This is a genomic window from Massilia luteola (genome assembly GCF_034420155.1).
In the GTDB taxonomy this organism is placed as follows: domain Bacteria; phylum Pseudomonadota; class Gammaproteobacteria; order Burkholderiales; family Burkholderiaceae_D; genus Telluria; species Telluria luteola.
The window spans coordinates 1-15923 of record NZ_JAXOFN010000036.1 but is presented as its reverse complement, the minus strand read 5'-3'; the positions used below and the strand labels follow the sequence as shown (position 1 = coordinate 15923).

Annotated in this window: 10 protein-coding genes and 1 pseudogene; 2 read left to right on the top strand and 9 right to left on the bottom strand. The window is 69.9% G+C overall.

Going from position 1 to position 15923, the window contains the following annotated elements; genetic code table 11:
* Position 1 precedes the first annotated feature (1 nt).
* The 9 genes from U9J41_RS25120 to kduI are packed head-to-tail and all read right to left on the bottom strand — an operon-like array spanning position 2 to position 10211.
* Positions 2 to 1204, bottom strand: a complete 1203-nt coding sequence (locus U9J41_RS25120) for a glycoside hydrolase family 88 protein (protein WP_322404905.1) — start codon at positions 1202 to 1204, stop codon at positions 2 to 4.
* Between the two features lie 17 nt (positions 1205 to 1221).
* Positions 1222 to 2463, bottom strand: a complete 1242-nt coding sequence (locus U9J41_RS25115; RefSeq protein WP_322404904.1) for an oligosaccharide MFS transporter — start codon at positions 2461 to 2463, stop codon at positions 1222 to 1224.
* Between the two features lie 19 nt (positions 2464 to 2482).
* Positions 2483 to 4381 (bottom strand): glycoside hydrolase family 97 protein, encoded by a 1899-nt coding sequence (locus tag U9J41_RS25110; protein WP_322404903.1) that lies wholly within the window; start codon positions 4379 to 4381, stop codon positions 2483 to 2485.
* Entirely contained in the window at positions 4378 to 5313 is a 936-nt protein-coding gene (locus U9J41_RS25105) for a carbohydrate kinase family protein (protein WP_322404902.1), read from the bottom strand. The genes U9J41_RS25110 and U9J41_RS25105 overlap by 4 nt, the downstream gene beginning before the upstream one ends.
* A complete protein-coding gene (locus U9J41_RS25100) occupies positions 5310 to 6524 on the bottom strand; it encodes an AGE family epimerase/isomerase (RefSeq protein WP_322404901.1) in 1215 nt (404 codons plus the stop codon). Before U9J41_RS25100 ends, U9J41_RS25105 begins: the two co-directional genes overlap by 4 nt.
* 11 nt (positions 6525 to 6535) lie before the next feature.
* A complete protein-coding gene (locus tag U9J41_RS25095; RefSeq protein WP_322404900.1) occupies positions 6536 to 7561 on the bottom strand; it encodes an aldose epimerase family protein in 1026 nt (341 codons plus the stop codon).
* 15 nt (positions 7562 to 7576) lie between these two features.
* On the bottom strand, positions 7577 to 8602 hold the full coding sequence (locus U9J41_RS25090; protein WP_322404899.1) for a sugar kinase: 1026 nt from the start codon (positions 8600 to 8602) through the stop codon (positions 7577 to 7579).
* Complete coding sequence (kduD, locus tag U9J41_RS25085; protein ID WP_322404898.1) at positions 8599 to 9354, bottom strand: 2-dehydro-3-deoxy-D-gluconate 5-dehydrogenase KduD; 756 nt, start codon at positions 9352 to 9354, stop codon at positions 8599 to 8601. The genes U9J41_RS25090 and kduD overlap by 4 nt, the downstream gene beginning before the upstream one ends.
* A gap of 8 nt (positions 9355 to 9362) precedes the next feature.
* Positions 9363 to 10211 carry a 5-dehydro-4-deoxy-D-glucuronate isomerase gene (gene kduI, locus U9J41_RS25080; protein ID WP_322404897.1) on the bottom strand — a complete coding sequence of 283 codons (849 nt, stop codon included), beginning with the start codon at positions 10209 to 10211 and terminating at the stop codon, positions 9363 to 9365.
* 556 nt (positions 10212 to 10767) lie between these two features.
* Here kduI and U9J41_RS25075 point away from each other — a divergent pair.
* Together U9J41_RS25075 and U9J41_RS25070 are read left to right on the top strand one after the other, a co-directional pair.
* Positions 10768 to 12963: a tetratricopeptide repeat protein gene (locus U9J41_RS25075; RefSeq protein WP_322404896.1), complete on the top strand. Its 2196-nt coding sequence runs from the start codon at positions 10768 to 10770 to the stop codon at positions 12961 to 12963.
* A 301-nt stretch (positions 12964 to 13264) separates the two neighbouring features.
* Positions 13265 to 15923 (top strand): annotated as a pseudogene (locus U9J41_RS25070) (autotransporter-associated beta strand repeat-containing protein); the annotation flags it as partial.

Here is a 15923-nt window from a genome sequence, read left to right as displayed (position 1 = left end):
GTCACCAGTAGGGCCGCCACGTGCGCGTGAGGCGCACGAGCGCCTCCAGGTAGAAATAATCGCCCCAGATGCAGGCCTCGTCCACGCCGACGCCGTTCGGCTTGTGGTACACGCCGTGCTTCAGCAGGCCGGCGCCGGGCGTGGCGCCCGTGTCGGCGTAATCGTTGGCCAGCGTGGCCACCATGCCGGCGGCGGCGCGCTCGTACGGGGCGCGCAGCGGATCGGCCAGCGGCAGGTGCTGCGCCAGCTCCAGCAGGCCGCAGGCGGCGATCGCGGCGCCCGAGCTGTCGCGCGGCTCCGGGCCCGACGTGAAGACGAGGTCCCAGTAGCAGATGCCGTCCTGCGGCAGGCGGTTCAGGTAGTAGTTGGCCAGTACCTTCGCCAGGTCGACGAGGCGGCTGTCGCCGTTGTGGCGGTAGACGAGCGGGAAGCCGGAGATGCCCCACGCCTGGCCGCGCGCCCAGCACGAATCGTCGGCGTGGCCCTGGTGCGTCTTGCCGTGCAGCGGCGCGCCGCTGGCCGGATCGAAGAAGAAGGTGTGGAACGTGGAGCCGTCGGCGCGCACGATGTGGCGGGCGGCCGCTTCGATGTGGCGGTCGGCCGCCGCGCGGAACGCCGGGTCGCCCGTGTGGTCGCTCGCCCAGTACAGCAGCGGCAGGTTCAGGTTGCAGTCGATGATCATGCGCCCGCGCTGGGCCGGGTCGCTCAATTCACCCCAGGCCTGGATGATGCCGGCGCCCGGCAGGTAGCGCTGCAGCAGCAGGCGCGCGGCGCCGAGGGCCGCCTCCGCAGCCTGCGGTTCGCCCGTCAACTGGTAGCCCGCCACGCACGAGAGGCTGTACAGGAAGCCCAGGTCGTGGTGGTCGACGTTGATGCGTTCGCGCTGGCGCGTGTGGAAGCTGGCGACGTGGCGCAGGGCCGTATCGCGGTAGCGCGCGGCGCCCGTCAGTTCGTACGCGAGCCACAGCATGCCGGTCCAGAAGCCGTTCGTCCATTCCGTATTGTCCATCGCGGCATAGACGCCGTTCTTCGATGACGGCATCGGGAAGGCGTCGCCGAAATGCGCGAGGTTGCGGTCGACGGCGTCCAGCGCGCGGACGATCGCGCGCTCGATGGCGGCCGTGTCGACGCCGGCGTTCCAGTGCGGCGGCAGGGCGCCGGTGTTCAGCGGCTCGATCGGGGCCGGGTTGAGGGGGGAAGACATGCGAACTCCTTGACGATTCATTTTGCCGGTTCCCCGAGCGGCGTCGCGGGGGACGCGGTCGTCTCCGGCGGCGTCGGCAGCAGGAACACGGCGGACAGGATGAGGAAGACGAGGCCCATGCCCGCCAGGGCGAGATAGGTCGCGGGGAAGCCGATCCGGTCGTAGCCGATGCCGGCCAGGGCAGACAGCGCGAAGATGCCGATCGAGTGACCGAAACTGACGCCGACCATGTAGACGGTCGACGCGAAGCGGTTGTCGAAGTGGCGCGCGATGTAGCGGAAGATCGAGACGGCGAGGATCGGCAGCTCCACCGAGTGCAGCAGCTTCATCGCCGAGATCGAGACTGGACCGACGGCGAGGCCGGAACCGGCGATCCGCATGAGCATGATTGACCCGGCCAGCAGCAGGCCGTTCTTGGCGCCGATGCGGCGCACGAGCAGCGGCGCGAGGAACAGACCGCCCGCTTCCAGGAAGATCTGCGCCGAATTCAGATAACCGAACATCGCCACGCCCGTCTTCGTGTCCGGGAACAGCGACGCGAAATAGCGGGAGAACTGCTGGTCGAACACGAGGTACAGGTTCGTCACGCCCAGCACGAATACCATGAACCGCCAAAAGCCAGGCATGCGCAGCAGCGCGAACGCCTCGGCGAGCCGCACGCCTTCGTTTGTGCGCGCCGTGGTGTCCGCCGGGCCGGCGCGCCAGACAACCAGCAGCGCGAGCATCACACCGCCCGCCAGCGACGCGAGCGCGAAATTGATGCCCGGGTCGACGTTGTAAATCCGGCCGCTGAACGCGGCGGCGCTGGCGAAGCCAAGCGACCCCCACAGCCTTACGCGGCTGTACTCGAAGCCGTCGCGCCGGCCGATGCGGTCGACGTACGATTCGATTGCGTAGCTGCCGGCGTTGAACGTGATGCCGAGGTACAGGCCGCCCACGGCGGCGCCCAGCAGGATGTTCGCCTTCAGCATCGGCGCGTACAGGAACGGGAAAAAGACGCCGGACAGCGCGACGAGTGCCGCGACCGTCCACAGGATGTTGCGACGCGTCCCCACGCGGTCCGACACGAAGCCGTAGATGGGTTGCGAGCACATGGCGGCGAAGGCGTTGGCCGCGAACACGATGCCCGCCTCCGTGCCCGACAGCTTGAGCGTCTGTCCCAGCCACACGGCGAGCAGCGAAATGCTCATCGCCTGGGCGAAGAAGTAGATGTAGACGAAGCCGCACAGGAAGCGGAAGTGCGATTGTCGGGTTGTCATGGTTGTCTCCTCGCTATCGTTATTGCGCCGGCCGCAGCCAGATCGCCTGGCCGCCGGACGCCGCCAGCGGCGCCTCCAGGACCGTCTTCGCGTCCACGCGCACCGTGCGCAGGCCGACCTTCGTACGGGTGGGCGCCGCCGGATCGTCGGCGTAGATCGTGGCGAGATACTGTTTGCCGGGCGCCAGGAAGTCAAGGGCGACCTTCAGCGTGCGGCTGTCCGTGTTCGTGATCGTGCCGACGAACCACTGGTCGCCGTGCCGGCGCGCCGTGGTGATGAACTGGCCTGGGCTGCCCTGCAGCACGCGGGTCTCGTCCCACGTCGTCGGCAGGCGGTCCCAGAATTCCAGTTCCGGCTCGTCGTGCGAATCGGCCGGGCGGTCGTACCAGTACAGCGTCTGCAGCGGGCTGTAATAGATCGCGGCCAGCGCCAGCTGGTGCGCATGCGTCGTCCTGATGCGCGGGCTGTAGTAGCAGAACGTGTAGTCGGCGGCGCCGGCGAGGAAGCGCGTGAACGGCAGCACCGTGTTGTGCGTCGCATCCGGCATCTCTTCGTTGCCGCGGATGCCTTCGGCCGTCAGCAGGTTCGGCCAGGTGCGCTGCTCGCCGGTCGGGCGCCAGTCGTCGTGGATGTTGACCATGATGTGCGCGTCCGCCGCCTGCCGGATCGCCTTTTCGATCCACGTCGTCCAGCGGTGCGAACCCACCTGCACGAAGCCGAACTTGACACCCTTCACGCCCCAGTCGCGGTAGGTCTGGAACAAGGTGTCGGACTGCGCGAGCAGCGCCTGCTGGTTCACGTACAGCCACACGCCGATGTCCTTGTCCCTGGCGTAGCGGATGATCTCGGGGAGGTCGAAGTCGGGGATCGCCACCTTCGTCGCATCGGCGTCGAACGAGAACGCGTTGCCGTACCACTTCCAGTCGAACAGGATGTATTGCAAACCGTGGCGGGCGGCGAAGTCGATGTTGGCCTTCGCGTCGGTCGTCGTCTGCGTCATCACGCGCATGATCTTGCCGGGCCGGATCCAGCGCGTGTCGGCGATGCGCGACGCGTCGTTCAGGTTGAGGATGAAGTCGTCGTGCTCGATCAGCGCGCCGGGCGTCTCCGCCACCATGATGCCGCGCCACGGCGTGGCGAACGGGGAGATCAGGTCGGCGCCGCCGTGCATCGACGTCACGAGCGTGTCCGGCCGCGTCGCGCTCAGGCGGAACTTGCTGCGCGCGTAATCGACCATGCCCGCTTCCAGCAGGGCCACGTGCAGGCCGCCCGGCAGCTGCAGGGTCAGCGGACGTTCCGATTCGTCCGGCCAGTCCGCCAGCGGCAGCAGCGTATACGGCGCCTGCGCCCAGCCGTGATACCACGCCCGGGTGCCGGGCGGCAGCGCGAATTCGGTGTTCTCCTGCGTGATGCGGTAGTAGGTGCCCTTCTCGTTTTCGGGGAAGACGTAGCGCAGCGCCACGCCCTCGTCATAGGCGCGGATCTCGACCGCCATCTTGTAGATCGGATTGTCGTCCTTGACCATGGCGATCGTCGCCGTGTTGTAGTGGTCGCGGATCGTCGAGCGCTCGCCGGTGACGGGGTGCCACGTGCTGTCGTGCGCCGCCTTCGTCACGCCGGTGATGGCCAGGTTCTCGAACCAGTGCGCGTGGCGGTCGACCGGCAGCGCCATGGCGCTCTCGGACAGGTGGTTGTCCAGCTCCAGGTCCAGGCGCGAATCGCGGATGACCGTCCGGTCCTTGTAGCGCACGCTGTAGTGCAGCTCGCGTTTGGCGCCGGCCAGGCGCGCCTGGTAAAAATCGAGGACGAGGCGGCCGTCGGGCGACGCGACGCTGACCCGGCTCGCGGGGACGATGTCCTGGGCGTGGGCCGCGTGCAGCGCGAGCGCGGCCAGCAACAATGCGAGGCGGCGGATCATGCGTGCACCTCTTCGCGCTGGACGGCGATGGCGTCGGCCAGCGCCAGCACGGCCTCCAGCGCCGGCGGCTGGGCCCCGGCCGCGCGGCAGGCGGCGGTGCCGGCGGCAACGGCGAAGCGCAGGTGGCTGCCGCCGGCGCGTTCCGGCCACGTCATGAGGCTGTAGAGCAGGGCGCCGATGCTGGCGTCGCCGGCGCCGACCGTGTCGACGACGTCCACGCGCGGCGCGGCCGCGCGCCACACGCCGTCCGGCCGGACCAGGTGGGCGCCCTCGCCGCCGCGCGTGTACAGGTAAGTCGCGGCCGGATTCCAGGCCCGCAGCGCGGCGAACGCGGCGCCCGCGTCGTCGTGCCGGAACAGACCGCGCAGGTCTTCGTCCGAAATCTTGACGACGTCCGCCAGGGCGACCATCTCGCGCAGCGTCGCGTCATAGCCTTCGTCCATCAGCGCGCGATGGTTCGGGTCGTAGCTGATCTTCGTGCCGCGCCGCCCGAGCTCCCGCGCGAGCGCGACGAGCGTGCCCGCGAGCGGCGCGCGCGCGAGGCTGATGCCGCCGAAGTGGACCCACGCGGCCTGATCCTGCCACCCGTCCGGCAGCCGGCGCGGATCGAAGTGCAGGTCGGCGCTGTCGGTGCCGATGAAGAAGTAGCGGGGCGGATGGCATTCATGCACGACGGCCAGCAGCGGCGGCCGGTCGACCTGTTGCAGGAAGCGTGGGTCCAGTCCCGCGGCCGCGTTGGCCGCGGCCAGTTCGGCGCCGAACACGTCGCGGCTGACTGCGCCCGCGAACGCGCTCGGGATGCCGAGGCGGGCGACGACGCGCGCCACGTTCCACGTCGATCCGCCCGTCTGGCTCGTCCACGTGCCGGGGCCCGTCGTGAGCAGGTCGGTCAGGGCTTCGCCCGCGGCGACGAAGCGGGGCAGGGCGCTCATCGCGCCAGCTCCATGGCGCGCAGCACGTCGTAGCAGGCGCCCATCGTGTGGTAATCGGTCTTGCCGGCCGGGCTCTTTTCGTCGGTGAGCTTGCGGTTGTCCGGGCCGAGGATGCGGTACCAGGCGCCGTGCTGGTGGTCGACGAAGTGCTGCCAGCCGTACGCCCAGATGCGCCCGTACCAGTCCCAGTACGCCGCGTTTCCGGTGCGTACGGCCAGCAGCGCGGCGGCCGCGAAGCTTTCGGCCTGCACCCAGAAATACTTGTCGCCGTCGCAGATGGTGTCGTCGGGCGCGAAGCCGTAGCAGATGCCGCCGTGGTCGCGGTCCCACGCGCGCGCCAGGGCGGCGTCGAACAGCGCGACGGCGCGCGGCGCGAGCCAGTCGGCGTCCCCTTGCAGGCGGGCGCGGTGGCGCTCGAGCAGCAGGAGCAGCTTGGCCCATTCCGTCAGGTGGCCCGGCTGGTAGCCCCAGGGACGGAAGATGTTGGTCTTGTCGGCGCGGTTGTAGTCCCAGTCGACCGACCAGTCGGCGCGGTAGTGTTCCCACACGAAGCCGCCGGCCAGTGCCGCCTGCCGCACCGTGATGTTGCGGGCCAGGAGTTCGGCGCGGTGCAGGTAGCGGACCTCGTTCGTCGCCTCGTACGCCGCCAGCATCGCTTCGCACGCATGCATGTTGGCGTTCTGGCCGCGGTAGGTGTCGAGCGTCGACCAGTCGGCGCTGGCCTGGTCGGCATACAGGCCGTGCCCGGGCAGCCAGAAGTGCGCCTCCATCAGCGTGAACGTCTCGGCGATGTGGTCGCGGGCTTCCGCCACGCCCGCCTGCAGCGCATGCGCGTACGCCAGCACGACGAACGCGAGGCCGTAGCAATGGTTGTCGCCGTCGAGGACCTCCTTGCCGCCCTGGTCCCAGGCGAGCTGCCAGGCGTAGCCGCCGGTGGCCGGGTCGCGGTGGGCGTCGCGCAGGAAGGCGACGCCGTGGCGCACGGCGGCGAGGTAGTCGGGGTTGCCGAACCGGCGGTACGCCATCGCGTAGTTGAAGACGAAGCGCGTGCTGCTGACGAGGTGGCGCGTCGTGCGGTCGTACACGGTGCCATCGTCGCGGAAGAAGTGATAAAAGCCGCCGCTCGGGTCGATCGAGCGCGGATGGTAGAACCGCATCGTGGCGGCGATGTGGTCGAGCAGGAAATCGGGGGAGCGGAAATCGGGTGCCATGTCGCGGTTCTCTATTCGGAGGTTGTCGGGGATGTCTGGGGCCAGGCGGCGATGCGGTAGCGGGTTTCCCACGGCGCCTCGGGCGATATCGCGATGCCCAGCCGGTCCGCCAGCGGATGGCCGGCCGGCGCGGTGGCGACGCGGCCCAGGTCGAAGATGCTGTTCACAGGTTCGGCGCCCAGCGCCAGGTGGTTGCTCATCCAGGGAAAGTGGATGCGTCCGCCGTTGCTGACCCAGAGCAGCAGGTCGGGCAGTTGCGCCGTGTCCCACCACAGGCCCACGCAGGCGTCGTAGTCGAGGTAGTGCAGGACGAGCGGCGCGCCGGTGCCGGTGCCGCCGACCGCGCGCACCTGCACCAGCTCCTCGGCCGGCGCGCCCAGGGGCAGGTGCGCGAGGTCGACGGGGCCGTCGACGCCGGCGAGCCGGTCGAGGGATGCCGAGCGGGTGTCGGACAGCAGCCGCGACACGGCGCCCGCCGGCTGGGCGGGATAGCTGTGGATGCCGTCGTGCGGGCCTAGCACGACCCGCACCCGCCCCGCCGCCGGCGGCAGGCGGAACGTCGGATGCAGGCCGGCGGGCACGCGGGCCGGCCGCCGCGCCCAGACGCGCAGCACGACGTCGACGGCGGGCGCGTGCGGGTCGGCCGTGATCTCGCGCTCCATGTGCTCGATCGGCGAGCCGGGCGGATAATCGATGGCGAGGTGGATGCGCTGCTCGGTCGCCGACACGCAACGCCAGTGATGGTTGGCCGCGTAGCCGTGGTTCCAGCTGTCGTCCGGCGCGTGCGTGCGCCAGGCGGCGGGCAGGCCGTGCGGCGGCTCGGTGCAGCCGAACGGCAGGCAAGGCCATTCGCCGCGCAGGCGGCGCATGATGCCGGGCAGGCTGCTGGAGCGTGTCATGCCGGCCCATGGCGCGACATGCATGATCTCCAGTTCGCGTTCGTCACCGATGCGCAGGCTGAGCGGCCCGAGCATCGCCCCCAGCGACTGCACTTCCGCGCTGCCGTGGTCCCACGCGAGGCGCCAGCTGCCGGTCACGCGTGCCTCCCGATATCAGCGTCGCGCATCCAGGCCTCCAGTGCGCGCGGCCCCGATCTCGTCGGCACGCGCGGGGTTGAAGTCGCTCGTGGCCGCGTGTTTCAGCGCGGCCGCCGCGAGCGCGAACCCGGCCACGTCGTCCGGCGTCATGCCGGACTGCAGTCCGTGCAGCACGCCGGCCGCGAACGCATCGCCCGTGCCGATACGGTCGACGATGCCGGACAACCGGTAGCTGCCGCCCGCCACGGTTTCCGTGCGCGTGTGCAGGCATGCCGACAATTCGTGTTCGTCCACGCTGTGCTGGACCCGGCAGGTCCAGGCGAGCAAGGTCAGGTTCGGGAATGCGGCGAACGCGGCGCGCGCCACTTCCGCGGCGCGCGCCGGGTCGGCCAGTTCCGGACGTCCCAGCACGAGGGCGATGTCGCGCGGGCCGGCGAACAGGACGTCCGCCTGGCGCATGGCCTCGAGGAGCACCGCGATGCCGTCCTGGCCGCGTTCCGCCCACAGCGACGCCCGATAGTCGCCGTCGAACGCGACGCGCACGCCGCGTGCGCGCGCGGCCCGCATCGCGGCCAGCACGGCGTGCGCGGGACCGTCGCCGACGGCCGGCGAGATGCCGGAGACGTGCAGCCACGCGGCGCCGTCCAGCAGCGCGGGCCAGTCGTACAGGTCGGGATCGGCCAGCGCATAGGCCGAGCCGGCGCGGTCGTAGATGATGTCGGCCAGGCGCACGGCGGCGCCGGGTTCGAGGAAGTACAGGCCCATGCGGCCCGGATGCAGGCGGATGCCGGACGTGTCGACACCGTGCGCGCGCAGGCCGTCGAGGGCGGCGCGGCCGAGCGGGTTGTCGGGCAGGACGCTGACCATCGCGGCGCGGTGGCCGAGCAGCGCGAGCGCCACGGCGACGTTGGCCTCGGCGCCGTCCGTGCCGGTGTCGAGGGCCGGTGTCTGCAGCTGCATGCGGCCGGGCGGCGCGGCGAGGCGCAGCAGGATCTCGCCGAAGCAGACGATGCGGCCCGCCATGTCGGGGGCGGCGCTCATCGGGCGAGCCAGCCGCCGTCGACGGGCAGCACGACGCCGTGGACGTAGTCGCTGGCGCGGCTGGCCAGGAACACGGCGGCGCCGGCCAGGTCCTGCGGCTGGCCCCAGCGGCCGGCGGGGATGCGGGCGAGGATCGCCGGCTCGCGCACGGGGTCGGCGCGCAGGGCGGCGGTGTTGTTGGTGTCGAAGTAGCCGGGCGCGATGGCGTTCACGTTGATGCCGTGCGCGGCCCATTCGTTGGCCAGCGCCCGCGTGAGTCCCGCCACGGCGCTTTTGCTCGCCGCATAGGCCGGCACGCGGACGCCGCCCTGGAACGACAGCAGCGACGCGATGTTGACGATCTTGCCGCCGCCGTGGGCCGCCATGTGGCGCGCGGCCGCCTGCGCCATGAAGAACACCGATTTCAGGTTGGTGTCGATGACGGCATCCCAGTCCGCTTCCTCGACGTCGAGGCTGTCGGCGCGGCGGATGATGCCGGCATTGTTGACGACGATGTCGAGCCGGCCGTTCAGGTTGACGGCGGCGTCGACGACGTCGCGTACGGGCGCGGTCGAGGACAGGTCGGCATGGATGTCGAGGAAGCGGCGTCCGAGCGCCGTGACGGCGGCGCCCGTGCCGGTGGCGGCGCTGCGGCCGACCGCCACGATGTCGGCGCCGGCTTGTGCCAGCGCGACGGCGATGCCCTGGCCGAGGCCCGTGTTGGCGCCGGTCACGAGCGCCGTGCGGCCGGCGAGGTTGAACAGGTCGAGCATGGTTGTCCTTATTTGAGCTGGCAGATGTCCAGGACCTTCATGTCCGTGTAATCGAGGTTCTCGCCGCCCATCGCCCAGATGAACGCGTAGTTCGCGGTGCCGGACCCCATGTGGATCGACCACGGCGGCGAGACGACCGCCTGTTCGTTGGCGACGACGATGTGGCGCGCGGCATCCGGTGCGCCCATGAAGTGGAACACGCGCTGGTCGTCCTGCAGGTCGAAGTAGAAATAGACTTCGGAGCGGCGCTCGTGCACGTGCGGCGGCATCGTGTTCCAGACGCTGCCCGTCTTGAGGATCGTGAGGCCCAGCAGCAGTTGCGCGGACTTGCAGACGCCCGGGACCACGTACTGGTAGATCGTCCGTTCGTTCGAGGTCGCGGCGCTGCCGCGCTCCAGCGGGACCGCCTGCGCATGCGTGATCTTGGCGAGTTCGCAGCGGACGTGGGCCGGCGTCGACGCGAGATAGAAGCGGGCCGGGTTGGCGGCGTCCAGCGATTCGAACACGACATCGGCGCTGCCCATCGGGACGTACAGGCCGTCGCGCGGCGCGAGCTCGAACGCCTGCCCGTCGACGGTGACGCGGCCCGTCCCGCCGGCCACGTTGATGATGCCCAGCTCGCGGCGGGCAAGGAACGGCTGGCCGGCGGCGGACGGCGGTTCGGTGTGGGCGGGCAGGGCGAGCGGACCGTCGACGGGCGCCGCGCCGCCGATGACGAAGCGCTCGTCGTGGCAGTAATTCAGCGTGACCGCGTCCGGGGCGAATATCCGGTCGAGCAGGTAGCGCTGGCGCAGCTGGTCGTTGCTGGCGCCCGCCATCATGTCGGGGTGGGTTGCGTAACAAGTCTTCGCGAACACTGGTGTTTCCTCGCTGTCCGTAATAGGTTGTGGGTTATCGATAACAATGATATCAGGGTATTTCGAAAAGTCAAATCTGCGGCGCCCGACGGCAGCCCCGCATGCGGCAAAGCCCGAACTGGCGGCCCGCGCAGGTCGGAATTCGCCGTCTGCGAAAAATGTTGTACACGTTCGTCAACTTTTGTTATCGTTAACGTGCGCTGTATCCGCGACGCCTGACGGATGCGAGCGATGGCATGCCGGCATCGAGGGCACCATCGTTCGCGGACGGACGCCGTCGCGGCGCCACCGGCCCGTGCCGGTGCAGCGATCTCCTTGCGGGTACGTTCCAGGCCCGTATTCAACCTGTCCCGGCAATCGGGGCAGGTTTTTTTTTACCTGGAAAGCACATCAGCTTATCGCTTGCGTCCTCCATTTCGAGACAGGCATGCGGGCGCCATTCGCCGACATTCGTGCGCGGATAAGATGCGGGGTGGTCCGGCATGCCATCGAGCCGTGCCCGCCGCCTGCGTGAGCTGTGTGAGAATAGGGGTTTTACGCAGGTGTGCGCAGTTCCATGAACCCCGCCAATCCAGCCGACGGCGTCATCGCATTGTTCAACGAAGGCCGCTTCGAACAGGCACTCGCCCGGGTCGCCGACGTGCCGCCCGACGCGGTCCTCGGCGTCGAGTTGCTGAATATCGCGGCGGCTTGCGCCTGCGCGCTGGCGCGGCCGGCACAGGCCGAACAGTATTGGCGGCTGGCGCTGCAACGCGATCCCGCGCACGCCCCGACCTGGAACAATCTCGGCATCCTGCTGCAGCAAGGCGGCCGCGGCGCGGAGGCGGAAGCGGCATATCACGAGGCCCTCGCCCTGCAGCCGGACTTCGCCGATGCGCACTACAATCTCGGCCTGCTGCTTCAGCAATCCGGCGCGCTCGATGCGGCCCACGTCTGCTACCAGCGCGCGCTGGCGCTCCGCCCCGGCCATGCCGACACCTACAACAATCTCGGCGCGCTGTACCGGATGCGCGAGCAATGGCCGGCGGCGCTGGCCTGTTTCCGGCAGGCGGCGGCGCTGCAGCCGGAGAATGCGCAGGCCCAGAACAACCTCGGCCTGGCGCTTGCGCAAGTGGGCCGGATGGATGAGGCGGAAGCGGCGCTGGGCCGGGCGCTGGCCTTGCAGCCTGGCTTTGCGGCCGCGCGCGCCAACCTCGACCTGGTGCGGCAAGCGCCCGGCCGCGGCGCGCAGGCGCGGCACCGGTCCGGCAATGCCGCCGCGGCCGATCCAGACGATGCGCTGGTCCTGCACCAGCGCGCCGACCTGCTGCAGACATCGGGGCACTGGGCGCAGGCCGAGGCCTGCTATCTCGACGCGCTCGAGCGCGCCCCGGAACGCGCCGGACTGCACAACAACCTCGCCGTCCTGCAGAGCCGGATGGGCCGGCTGGACGCCGCCGAAGCCAGCTACCGCCGGGCGCTGGCCCTGCGCCCGGACTATGCCGAGGCCCTGCATAACCTGGCCATGCTGTACATGCGGCAGCGCCGCCATGCGCAGGCGGAATGGGCGCTGCGCGACTTCCTCGCGCTGCGTCCCGACGATCCGGATGGCCTGAATTCGCTCGGCAACCTGCACCAGCAGACGCACCGCTACGCGGACGCCGAACAATGCTATCGCCGCGCATTGGCGCGCCGTCCGTCCGACCCGAAGTCCCTGAACAACCTGGCGGTGCTGCTGCAGCACGAGGGCCGCGCCGAGGAAGCCGAAGCGGCCTACCGGGCAACGATCGACGCCGATCCCGGCTATCCCGAGGCGCGCTGGAACCTCGGCTTCATGCTGCTGGCGCGCGGCCGCCTGGCGGAAGGCTGGCCATTGATGGAGGCGCGCTACGACCCCGCCCTCGCGCATCCGATCGCCGCCAGGCCGGTTCTCGGATTTCCGCAATGGCGGGACCAAAGTCTCGCGGGCCGCAGCATCGTCGTGTGGCCGGAACAGGGATTCGGCGACCAGATCCAGTTTGTGCGCTACCTGCCCATGTTGAAGGCGGCCGGCGCGTCCCGGGTCACGCTGGTGTGCCAGGACCCGCTCGTGCCGCTGCTGCGCGACGCCGCCGGCGCCGATGCCGTGCTGGCCCTGAGCGCGGCGGCGACGCGCCTGCCGCCGCATGACTACTGGGTCTTCATGCTGAGCCTGCCGATGCATTTCAGGACGACGCCGGCGACCATTCCGCCCGCCTTGCCCTACCTGGCGCCCGATCCCGCGCGCGTCCGGCGCTGGCGCCAACGGCTCGGCGCGGATGGCGTGCGCGTCGGCCTGGTATGGCGCGGCTTCGGCGGGCATGTCAACGACGCCAACCGCTCGCTGCCCGACCTGGCCTGCCTGGCGCCGCTGTGGCGGGCGCCGGGGGTGGCTTTCGTCAGCCTGCAGCGCGGCATGGACGGGGAGGGCGCCGGCGCCGCCACGCCGGACCTGCCCTTGCTGGACCTCGGCGCCGAGATCGCCGACTTCGCCGACACCGCCGCCATCGTGTCGCTGCTCGACCTGGTCGTCTGCGTCGATACCGCCGTGGCCCACGTGGCGGGTGCGCTCGGCAAGGCGTGCTGGGTGCTGCTGCCGGCCGTGCATCCGGACTGGCGCTGGATGGAAGCGCGCGCCGATTCGCCGTGGTATCCCGGCGTCCTCAAGCTGTACCGGCAAACCGCGCCGGGCGACTGGCGCACCGTCGTCGACGCCGTCGCCGCGGACCTGGCGGCCTGGACCTCGCGTCCCTGAGGCCCGTCCGCTGCCGGTCCCCCCGGGGCCGGGGCCGAGGACTGTTGTCATCTTCCGTTGTATCCGTGCAGCAAAATCGGTAAAAACGAATCAGATACAAAAAATATGTTGCCCGACAGTATGTTTCAAATGAGAATTTGCTGTCCGTCTGCAAGCCTTCTTCTTACCTGATTCACTGCCGCTCCTCGCCGCCGCCACCCCCACCCGCCCGCGCATCCGCTCGTGCCTGCCGCCACTTGCCGCATTTCGAACACATCATATGAATCATATCTACCGCCTGGTCTGGAACAAAAAACGAAACATGCTCATGGCCGTCGCCGAGTTTGCGAGCGCGCAGGGCAAGGATGCGGCAGGCGAGGCCGATGCGAACGGCCGGCCCGGCGCGGGCCGGCAAGCGGGTCCCGCCACGCCTGGCGCCCGCAGCCTGTTGGCCGCGGCAATCCTGGCAATCTTCCCGCTGGTCGCGTTTGCGCAGATCCAGCAGCACACGATCGCATACGGAAATGTCGAAACCTGGTCGGATACCGATGGCACGAACGCCGCGGCGGTCGGCTGGCAAGTGATCAACGACGGCGGGCTCGACATCTCCGCCACCGTGGCCGGATCGGCTGTCCAGAGCCTGGCCGGCTCCGGCAGCGTCCTGCTGGGTTCCCAGACCTTGAGCCTGCTCGCCGCGCAGGATACCTTCGGCGGCGTGCTGTCCGGATCGGGCGGCTTGCTGTTGCAGTCCGGCTTCGAGACCCTGGACGGCACCCATACGTACACCGGCGCGACCAGCATCAATCCGGCCGGGGCGCTGATGCTGGCCGGTTCGGGCAGCATCGCGCTGTCGAGCGGGGTCGTCAACAATGGCATTTTCGATATCTCGGCAACCGACAATGGCAGCCAGATCCAGACCCTCAATGGTTCCGGCTTCGTCGCCCTCGGTGGCCAGACCCTGACCCTGACCAATGCCGGCGGCACGGTGGTCCAGAGCACGGGCGGCCTGCCTGGCCTGCCGATCCTCGGATCGGGCGGCGTCATTCTCGGTGCCCCGAACCTGGTCCTGGGCAACGCCAGCACGGACTTTTCGGGCATGATCCTCGGTGCCGGCGGCCTGACGGTCAGCGGCGGCGTCGAGACCCTGACCGGCATCAACGGCTACACCGGCGCCACCACGATCGGCCAGGGCGCGACCGTGGCGCTGGCCGGCCTGGGCAGCATCGCGTCGTCGAGCGGCGTGGCCGACGACGGCGTGCTCGATGTCTCCGCCAGCGTCTTCGGCACGCAGATCCAGTCGCTGTCCGGTTCGGGCAGCGTCGCGCTGGGCGCGCAGACCTTGACGCTGTCGAATGCCAACGACGTGTTCGCGGGCAGCATCAACGGCTCCGGCGGCCTGGCGGTCGCGGGCGGCGTCGAGACCCTGACCGGTACCAACACCTACAGCGGCGCCACCAGCGTCAACATGGGTGGCACGCTGGCGCTGGCCGGTTCGGGCAGCATCGCCCTGTCGAGCGGCGTGAACGACAACGGCGTCTTCGATATCTCGGCGACCGACAATGGCGCCCAGATCCAGACGCTGTCCGGCTCCGGCAGCGTGCTGCTGGGCGGGCAGACCCTGACCCTGACGAATGCCGGCGGCACGGTGATCCAGAGCCCCATTGGCCTTCCCGGCCTGCCGTTGACCGGATCGGGCGGCGTCATCCTCCTTAGCCCGCCCCTGATCCTGGGCAATGTCACGAATGGCTATGCGGGCACGATCGCCGGGTCTGGCGGCCTGGCCGTGACCGGCGGGGTGGAGACCCTGGCCGGCATCAACAGCTACACCGGCGCCACCACGATCGCCACCGGCAGCACGCTGGCGCTGGCCGGCCTGGGCAGCATCGCCTCGTCGAGCGGCGTCGCGGACAATGGCGTATTGGACGTTTCCGCCAGCATCTTCGGCGCGCAGATCCAGTCGCTGTCCGGTTCGGGCAGCGTGGCGCTGGGCGCGCAGACCTTGACGTTGACCAACGCTGCCGACACCTTTGCGGGCAATATCGCCGGCCTCGGTGGACTGGCCGTCGCGGGCGGCAGCGAGACCCTGAGCGGCGCCAACACCTACGGCGGCGCGACCAGCGTCAACCTGGGCGCCACGCTGGCCCTGGCCGGTTCGGGCAGCATCGCCTTGTCGAGCGGCGTGGTCGACGACGGCGTCTTCGATATCTCGGCCACCAACAACGGTGCGCAAATCCAGTCGCTGTCCGGCTCGGGCACCGTGCTGCTGGGCGGCCAGACCCTCACCTTGACGAATGCCGGCGCGACCAGCACCCAGACCGGCGGCCTGATCGGCGTGATCGTCGGGCCGGGCGGCGTCCTGCTCCCCGGCCTGCCGGTCGTGACCAGCACCGGCGCCGATTTCTCCGGCACCATTGCCGGTTCCGGCGGCCTGACCGTGGCCGGCGGCACCGAACGACTCAGCGGCACCAACGCCTACACCGGCGCGACCAGCATCAACGCGGGCGCGACGCTGGGCCTGGCCGGTTCGGGCAGCATCGCGCTGTCCAGCAGCGTGGCCGACTACGGCGTGCTCGACATCTCGGCGACCGGCAATGGCGCGCAAGTCCAGTCGCTGTCCGGCGCCGGCAGCGTGGCACTGGGTGGCCAGACCCTCACCCTCACCAATGCCCACGACGTATTCGTGGGCAGCATCAACGGTTCCGGCGGCCTGGCGGTCAGCGGTGGCACCGAGATCCTGGCCGGCATCAACAGCTACACCGGCGCCACCACGATCGGCCAGGGCGCGACTCTGAACCTGCTTGCGCTGGGCAATATCTCGTCGTCGAGCGGCGTCGCGGACAACGGCGTGCTGGATGTCTCCGCCAGCATCTTCGGCACGCAGATCCAGTCGCTGTCCGGTTCGGGCAGCGTGGCGCTGGGCGCCCAGACCTTGACGCTGACCAACGCGTCCGACACCTTCGCGGGCAATATCGCCGGCCCCG